Origin of the sequence: Pseudoalteromonas sp. JC28 (genome assembly GCF_013319255.1) — a bacterium.
In the GTDB taxonomy this organism is placed as follows: domain Bacteria; phylum Pseudomonadota; class Gammaproteobacteria; order Enterobacterales; family Alteromonadaceae; genus Pseudoalteromonas.
Window position 1 is genome coordinate 24,223 of record NZ_QOKX01000017.1, and the last position, 6,445, is coordinate 30,667.

Sequence of the window (6,445 nt, forward strand, 5' to 3'; positions counted from 1 at the left end):
CACCAACAACGCAGTGATAAGCGGTAAGTTGAACGATGTGTTTAGCTCAATCAGCGACGTAGACCATGCGCGCAGCGCTTTTGATTTGGTGAAGTTGTACCCCGCAGTTGCAACGGATGACGCAACAAAACTATCGGATGCACATGTGTTCATAGCCGACCAACCAGAAGACCCGCTGGTCAGCACGCTATTGGTTGAGTCTCCAGATTTACGAGACGATTCGTTGCTCGATGATATGTTGGCGTTAATGACTGCCAGCACGACTAAGTACCACGGGCTAAGTCATTTAACATCGCCATATCAAAGCGGCGAGCTACACCTAAGAGTGCGGGACTTGCAGCGCTCCTTAGCGCCAAGTGTTACCCGCACTCAGTCTAAACAAGGACTGAGACCACAGCTGGACAGCGATAGCGATGTAACAGGCTATCGATACAAAAAGATTGAGTCATTTGGTAATTTAAGTGAGTTCAGTGTGGATATTCCAGACTTATTGCTTGATTACACGAGAGTTGTTNAAGTACCACGGGCTAAGTCATTTAACATCGCCATATCAAAGCGGCGAGCTACACCTAAGAGTGCGGGACTTGCAGCGCTCCTTAGCGCCAAGTGTTACCCGCACTCAGTCTAAACAAGGACTGAGACCACAGCTGGACAGCGATAGCGATGTAACAGGCTATCGATACAAAAAGATTGAGTCATTTGGTAATTTAAGTGAGTTCAGTGTGGATATTCCAGACTTATTGCTTGATTACACGAGAGTTGTTGTGCGCGAGCATTCGTGGTTTTCTCTTTGGAAGCAGCACACTATCAACGGCACCGTGGTATCAGGGGAAGCGTACGAAGGAAGATATTTGCCTAGCGGATACTTTCTTTGGATCTACTACTTATCAAAGCTGGATTTTAGGTTTCATTCATTTGCCTCAAGTCAAAACATCACATTAGGTGCGACAGAAACCATTGTTAAAGGGACGGTTAAGCTAAAAAAATCCGGCTCTAGCCAAATAATCACGGATGATGGTAGTGGTCGATTTATCCATTCTGGCTATATTATCGCGACGATTGATTATGATACAGGCGTAATTACTGAGTTAGAGCCAATCGATTATAGTGGGACGGTAAGCGAAGAGCTGGGCGCGTTAATTCAGTTAAAGCCACTTTCACTGCGAGAAATCGAATTTGCGTTACCGTCTCAATCATTTGCTCGCAATAGTATTTATATTCGTGCAACGTCTGAGGCTGGCACTGAATATAGTGCATCTAGCGATGACAATGGCAACATCACAGGTACTAATATATCTGGCTCGGTAAGTAGTAATGGCACGGTTTCACTGGTGTTTGCGGTAGATATGGTGCAGGAATCTATCACCTATGATTATGATGAACTCACCATTATCAATGTGCCTAGCCCACCTGGTGGCATTGACCGCAGCAAACTACCGGAAGGCGGCTATGTACCAATATTCCATGAGTTTAATCTTGTGTGCGTGCAAGACCGTAACCGAACCCAACACGCAACACTGAGTAATGGCCAAGAGTTAACGGTAACCGTTGACGCTAACTGGGTAGATATTGTTGATAATGATGGCCTATCGCTCTACAGCGCCAATGATGACAATTACAGCTATGACAAAGCCTCTGGCAAAGTCACAATCAAGCCTGGCATTACCAACTTTTCTGGCCCGTTCATCATAACCACCGTCTTGAGTGAGTTGGTCTTAGTGGATGCAATCGACGGCGACACGCTCAAAATACTCTCACCACTTAAGCGAACATATGACGTTGGCGCAACGGTCTCAAGCACTTACGTACTTGGAGACCTACAAGCGCTAACTAAAGACGAGCGAACCCTGAGTGCTTGGCAAAACAACTTTGGTGATTTTGGCTCTCCCGCATCGAGCGCAATCAACACCACACAATATCCAATCGAGCTTAGTAATCTTGGCACCATTGCCCAGCGCTGGGCCATTGTATTTACCAGCACTACTGCGTTTTATGTTGTGGGCGAGCATGTAGGCACTATTTATAACGGCGACATTACCAGCGACTGCACGCCCATTAATGCAAATGCAGGCTCACCATTTTTTGTTCTACGCAAAGAGGCGTTAGGGTCTGGATTGAATCCAGGCGAAGCGTTTTTATTTGAAACTACCACAGCAAGTAAGCCAATTATGGTCACGCGCTCGGTAAGCCCCGGGCATACCGAAATTAAATACGACAAATCCACGCTTGGATTTAGAGGGAGTAAAGACTAATGCCAACACCAGTAACTGTATATAGATGGGATGACGAAGGTGCACCGCAGCTAATACAAGGCTCACCTGTGGAATGGTTCAACTTATTTAAAAAATGCCTCGTTGAGGGATATGGACAAAAACCCGCAGCAGGATGGCTGTTAGTTGAAGAGCAAGCGAACCCACCGTGCCTGACATTTCAAAATGACCCAGCAAAAGGAGCCAGTGGTGGCTATATAGTATTAAAAGCCGCTGGAACTAGCAACGCAGAAATAATCACCGCGCAAGGATGCTTAGATTACGTATCATTTGACCAACACTCCCGCAATGGTGCCAAATTTAGGTTTGGCATATCGTCAACAAATGAGCAGTATGCGCGCAAAAACTGGATACTCGTAGCATCGACTCATGGGTTCTATTTTTTCTCATTTGCAAACTATCAAATGTCAGTTAATTTTTTCAACCGTGGCAGTCACAATTTGTTTTATGTGGGTGATTATTTCAACCATATACCCAATGACCCAACGAGGTTTTTTACTATTTCAGGAAATTACCGTGAGTCTGGGAGTTTAGATTACAATGAGAACGCCAGTCAGCAACTACATTTAGGCGCGTACGGTACAAGCATTGTCTATCCACTTGATGGTTCACCAGACAGCCAGAATTCATATTTTAGCTCTATTTTTGGCAGCTCTTATAGCAGGGGGTATATGTACGTCGATGCTACACCAGAAATAAGTATGATGAGCCCACTCGTTATTGTGACAGGAGACCGAAAATCAAACACAAACGATAGCATTAGACCCACTCATAGAGGCCTACTTCCAGGACTATTCGTCTCGCTGGAATATGGCTATGGGCGCGAAAACATGCCATTTTTGAAATCAATCGGGAACACAAACTACCTCGCAATACCGCACCATGAAAACAACTCAGGCACCGCACTGTGGTTAAATTTGGAGAGTTGGTAATGCAGTTAATCCAGTTAAAGACCTTTGAGCGTACGGCAGCACTCGACGTGGGATTGTTACGTGTAGACTATGATGCTAGTGCCACTCGCATGTTATTGCTGAATCGAAATACGGGAGAGCAGATATTACACGCCAGACCACGCACCAATGTATTTCTCCCATCGCACTATGCTGCCGACCATAATATCGCCGTTGTAATATTCGACGATACAGAAACGTACAATGCTGCGATTGTAGATTATGTTCAGGCTGAAATCGTTAATTTAGTGGCATTACCAGAGACGTTGAATGGTACAGCTCAGATTTAAGTATCCATGCTCTAAACAAACGTCCCCCGTCCTGGTATTTTTCAATTCAGGGCCTGAGCCGGAGCCAGAAGATAAAGAAGTGGCGATTTTTTGCGACATCGCGTACTCAAATAACGACAACTATGCCGTGCTGGTTGGATTGCAATATACCAATGCACTCTCATTAGACACAATTTATCAAATGAGCTGGGCGAACGCAGTTGCACTTCACAGAGAGACTTCCTTACTTTGGCATGCAAACCAAACTGCTATTGAACAGCAAATAAATACAGATTGGAAAAGCAGTATGTCTGTTATCACAAAGGAAAGTGAATTTAGATGGAGTAAAGGACAAGCAAAGTACGTTGAGACAACCCAAGTCTGGAGAGAGGCTTCGCAACATGAAACCGCACTTTGCATCTATTACGGGCCGAGTGAGCGCGCATATATTTGCTACCGAGTAAACCACCCTCGTAAGGGTAAAGTTATTGTGCGATTTGATAACGCGCTGAATGCCACCCCACAGATAGGCGTTGTTGAACTCAGAATGTCACCGTATGAAAAAGTTTGCTACTGGGGGTTACCTGGTGGGCCAGTTCGCTCAGATGATGACATTCCCCCCATCGATTCCAAAATCCCCATTGAGCCACAGATACAGAGATATTACCTCATGCAACCATCAATCAGCTGTAATCGACTAAGTGATGATTTAAAAATTCTAATCAACAATATCACCTGCACATGGCAACGCGGCCAGTTTGCAGCAACAGGCAACATCAAGTTTTGCAGCAGAATTGATATGGAACGTGCGATTGGCCAACAGTTAAAGCTAATCATTAATGGCTACGAGTTCATCATGATTTGTGAGCAACCCAGTACAAGCAATCGATTTGCGAATAATAGTTACAGCGCATCGATTCGCTCAAGGTTTGCAGAGCTTGCAGCACCGTATCAGCGGGAGCGTAATTACGTAAATACCGTTGATAAGACACTAGCAGGTATCATGACCGACATTTTAGAAAACACAGGCTGGACGTTAGACAACCAAATGATTGATTACCCAATCCCTGATGGGGCGTTTTCGTATCGAGGATTGACGCCAGCGGCTGCACTATTAAAAGTAGCCAGCAGTATTGGTGCGATACTGGACATTAACGACACAACCAGAACCGTCTCGGTTGTGCCTGAGTGGCCAGTTAATCCGTGGAGTACGGAGCAAGCAACACCGGATGTCATACTTAATGATGCCCTAATACTAGAGCACAATACACGAGACACCATTCAACCAGAGCACAACGTTGTTTTTGTGAGAGGTGAACAACAAGGTGTAGCGTGTAAAATCAAGCGCCAAGGCACTCCTGCAACAGATTACGCTCGCGACATCGTAGACAATCTAATCACCGATATACAGGCTGCACGCCAACGTGGTACATGTGAACTTGCCAGGAGTGGTAACAAACGAACCGCAACCATTCGCACCAAGCTCAAAGCTGATCTGCCACCAATCAGACCAGGTATGCTATCAGGTGTAAGGTTCGAAGACGAGCTATACAAAGCAACCGTGGACTCACTGGCCATCTCTGCCAGTATCAGCAACCAAGGCGCGATTATGGTAAATCAAACAATTCAGGCGGTACGCAATGTCTAACACACTAAACAGACTCGGTTCAGTGCTCTCCGGCACACAGCGCAGTATAGTAAAAGTGCTAACAGTTAATAATGATGGTACGACTACCGTAGAGCACAGCGATGGCACAACTAGCCGCGTACTGGGTGACAGTGTTCAGTCAGGTTCAGTGTATATAGAGAACGATCGCATTACAGGGCAAGCACCTGACTTGCCGTATAGTGAGATTGAGATTTAGAAGAGACTGATAAGAGAATTATAAATGTTTTTAATTTGCTCAACCTTGTCGACTAACGATAAAACCGTGGCAAAAGCTAGTACGCAAGTTAGGAATACAATCCACTTTTGAGTTCTAACTTGTGACTTTTGCAATTCAAGTATTGCAATATCTTGCTTATAACGTTCTTTTGTTTCGGTGTAGAAACTCATACCTTTGCTCGTAAGCCTGAACCGCCGGTTTGATTGTCCTTTGTTAACAACTTTAAGCTCCCCTTCATCTACTGCTGAGTTGAGAATCAAATCGATAGAGTTATAAATAACTCTACCTGATACGATCCCAATAAAGTCATTCTTAGGAATCAGCTTAGCAATCAACTCTCCTCGTTCAAAAATCCCCTCATCCAATGTGCTTGAAATCTTAAAAATCGCTTGAAATACTTCGTATTTTGACTTTGCAATCTCTAAAGGCCTGAGTTTGTTTCGGAGTATGTTTCTAAATCTTATAATACTTTCTTTTATAGCATAGAGATATACTACTCGAAACTTCCTGTAGCTGTAGAACTTCAGTAAAGTACAAGTGGAATATGTGTTTGCATTATCACGATATGAACCTGCATAAAAGTCGATAGCAAACTTAGCAAAGGGCAAATAGTCTTTGGAAAGGCAGCTTTCATAGAGGGGCCCATGCCCCGCAACATCTCCCTTAAATAGACCTCCATATTTTTTCTGCTTAGGTGAAAATGAGATTGCAACCGTTGCATATCTTAGTTTGTCGCCTCTATTTGGACAATCAATAACGGATCCATCTATTTGTGGAACATAGATCATTAGACTATAACCAGGGCGACTCAATGATCCGTACGGTTTAGAGCTATACCTTATAAAATAACCAACTAAGTAGTATCTAACTGTTGCATGCAAGTTGTTTCTAAACCTCTCTAACACCTAAACCATCCTTGAAATATGGAATTCATGCTTCAAAGATACATGTTTCTGGCCTCACGAGCTAGCCCTTGCTGTTTTGTTATATAAAAATGAATTTAACATATTTAAATCATAGGTTTTCGCACTTATCGCACAATTCGCGTTAAGTTTTCGCGCGCGGCATCA

General features: G+C 44.1%; 6 protein-coding genes. 5 read left to right on the forward strand and 1 reads right to left on the reverse strand.

Annotated features, from left to right (window positions below; translation table 11 throughout):
• Positions 1–584: 584 nt before the first annotated feature.
• Genes DS891_RS23700 through DS891_RS23720 form a run of 5 tightly spaced genes read left to right on the forward strand, consistent with a single transcriptional unit; the run spans position 585 to position 5,354 of the window.
• The gene (locus DS891_RS23700) at positions 585–2,252 is read left to right on the forward strand and encodes a hypothetical protein (protein ID WP_174171102.1); all 1,668 of its coding nucleotides are present in this window, start codon (positions 585–587) and stop codon (positions 2,250–2,252) included.
• Positions 2,252–3,202, forward strand: a complete 951-nt coding sequence (locus DS891_RS23705; RefSeq protein ID WP_174171103.1) for a hypothetical protein — start codon at positions 2,252–2,254, stop codon at positions 3,200–3,202. Before DS891_RS23700 ends, DS891_RS23705 begins: the two co-directional genes overlap by 1 nt.
• On the forward strand, positions 3,202–3,510 hold the full coding sequence (locus DS891_RS23710) for a hypothetical protein (RefSeq protein ID WP_174171104.1): 309 nt from the start codon (positions 3,202–3,204) through the stop codon (positions 3,508–3,510). The genes DS891_RS23705 and DS891_RS23710 overlap by 1 nt, the downstream gene beginning before the upstream one ends.
• Entirely contained in the window at positions 3,491–5,137 is a 1,647-nt protein-coding gene (locus tag DS891_RS23715; protein ID WP_174171105.1) for a hypothetical protein, read from the forward strand. Before DS891_RS23710 ends, DS891_RS23715 begins: the two co-directional genes overlap by 20 nt.
• Positions 5,130–5,354, forward strand: coding sequence for a hypothetical protein (locus tag DS891_RS23720; RefSeq protein ID WP_174171106.1), 225 nt, complete (start codon positions 5,130–5,132; stop codon positions 5,352–5,354). The genes DS891_RS23715 and DS891_RS23720 overlap by 8 nt, the downstream gene beginning before the upstream one ends.
• On the opposite strand, the gene DS891_RS23725 is transcribed toward DS891_RS23720, so the two are convergent.
• Positions 5,351–6,163: a hypothetical protein gene (locus DS891_RS23725; protein WP_174171107.1), complete on the reverse strand. Its 813-nt coding sequence runs from the start codon at positions 6,161–6,163 to the stop codon at positions 5,351–5,353. The two genes, DS891_RS23720 and DS891_RS23725, sit on opposite strands and share 4 nt — an antisense overlap.
• Positions 6,164–6,445 lie beyond the last annotated feature (282 nt).

Bases quoted from the DNA above. Each gene is read 5' to 3' on its own strand.
- DS891_RS23705 (WP_174171103.1), top strand. From the start codon at position 2,252: ATGCCAACACCAGTAACTGTATATAGATGGGATGACGAAGGTGCACCG.
- DS891_RS23710 (WP_174171104.1), top strand. From the start codon at position 3,202: ATGCAGTTAATCCAGTTAAAGACCTTTGAGCGTACGGCAGCACTCGAC.
- DS891_RS23715 (WP_174171105.1), top strand. From the start codon at position 3,491: ATGGTACAGCTCAGATTTAAGTATCCATGCTCTAAACAAACGTCCCCC.
- DS891_RS23720 (WP_174171106.1), top strand. From the start codon at position 5,130: ATGTCTAACACACTAAACAGACTCGGTTCAGTGCTCTCCGGCACACAG.
- DS891_RS23725 (WP_174171107.1), bottom strand. From the start codon at position 6,163: ATGATCTATGTTCCACAAATAGATGGATCCGTTATTGATTGTCCAAAT.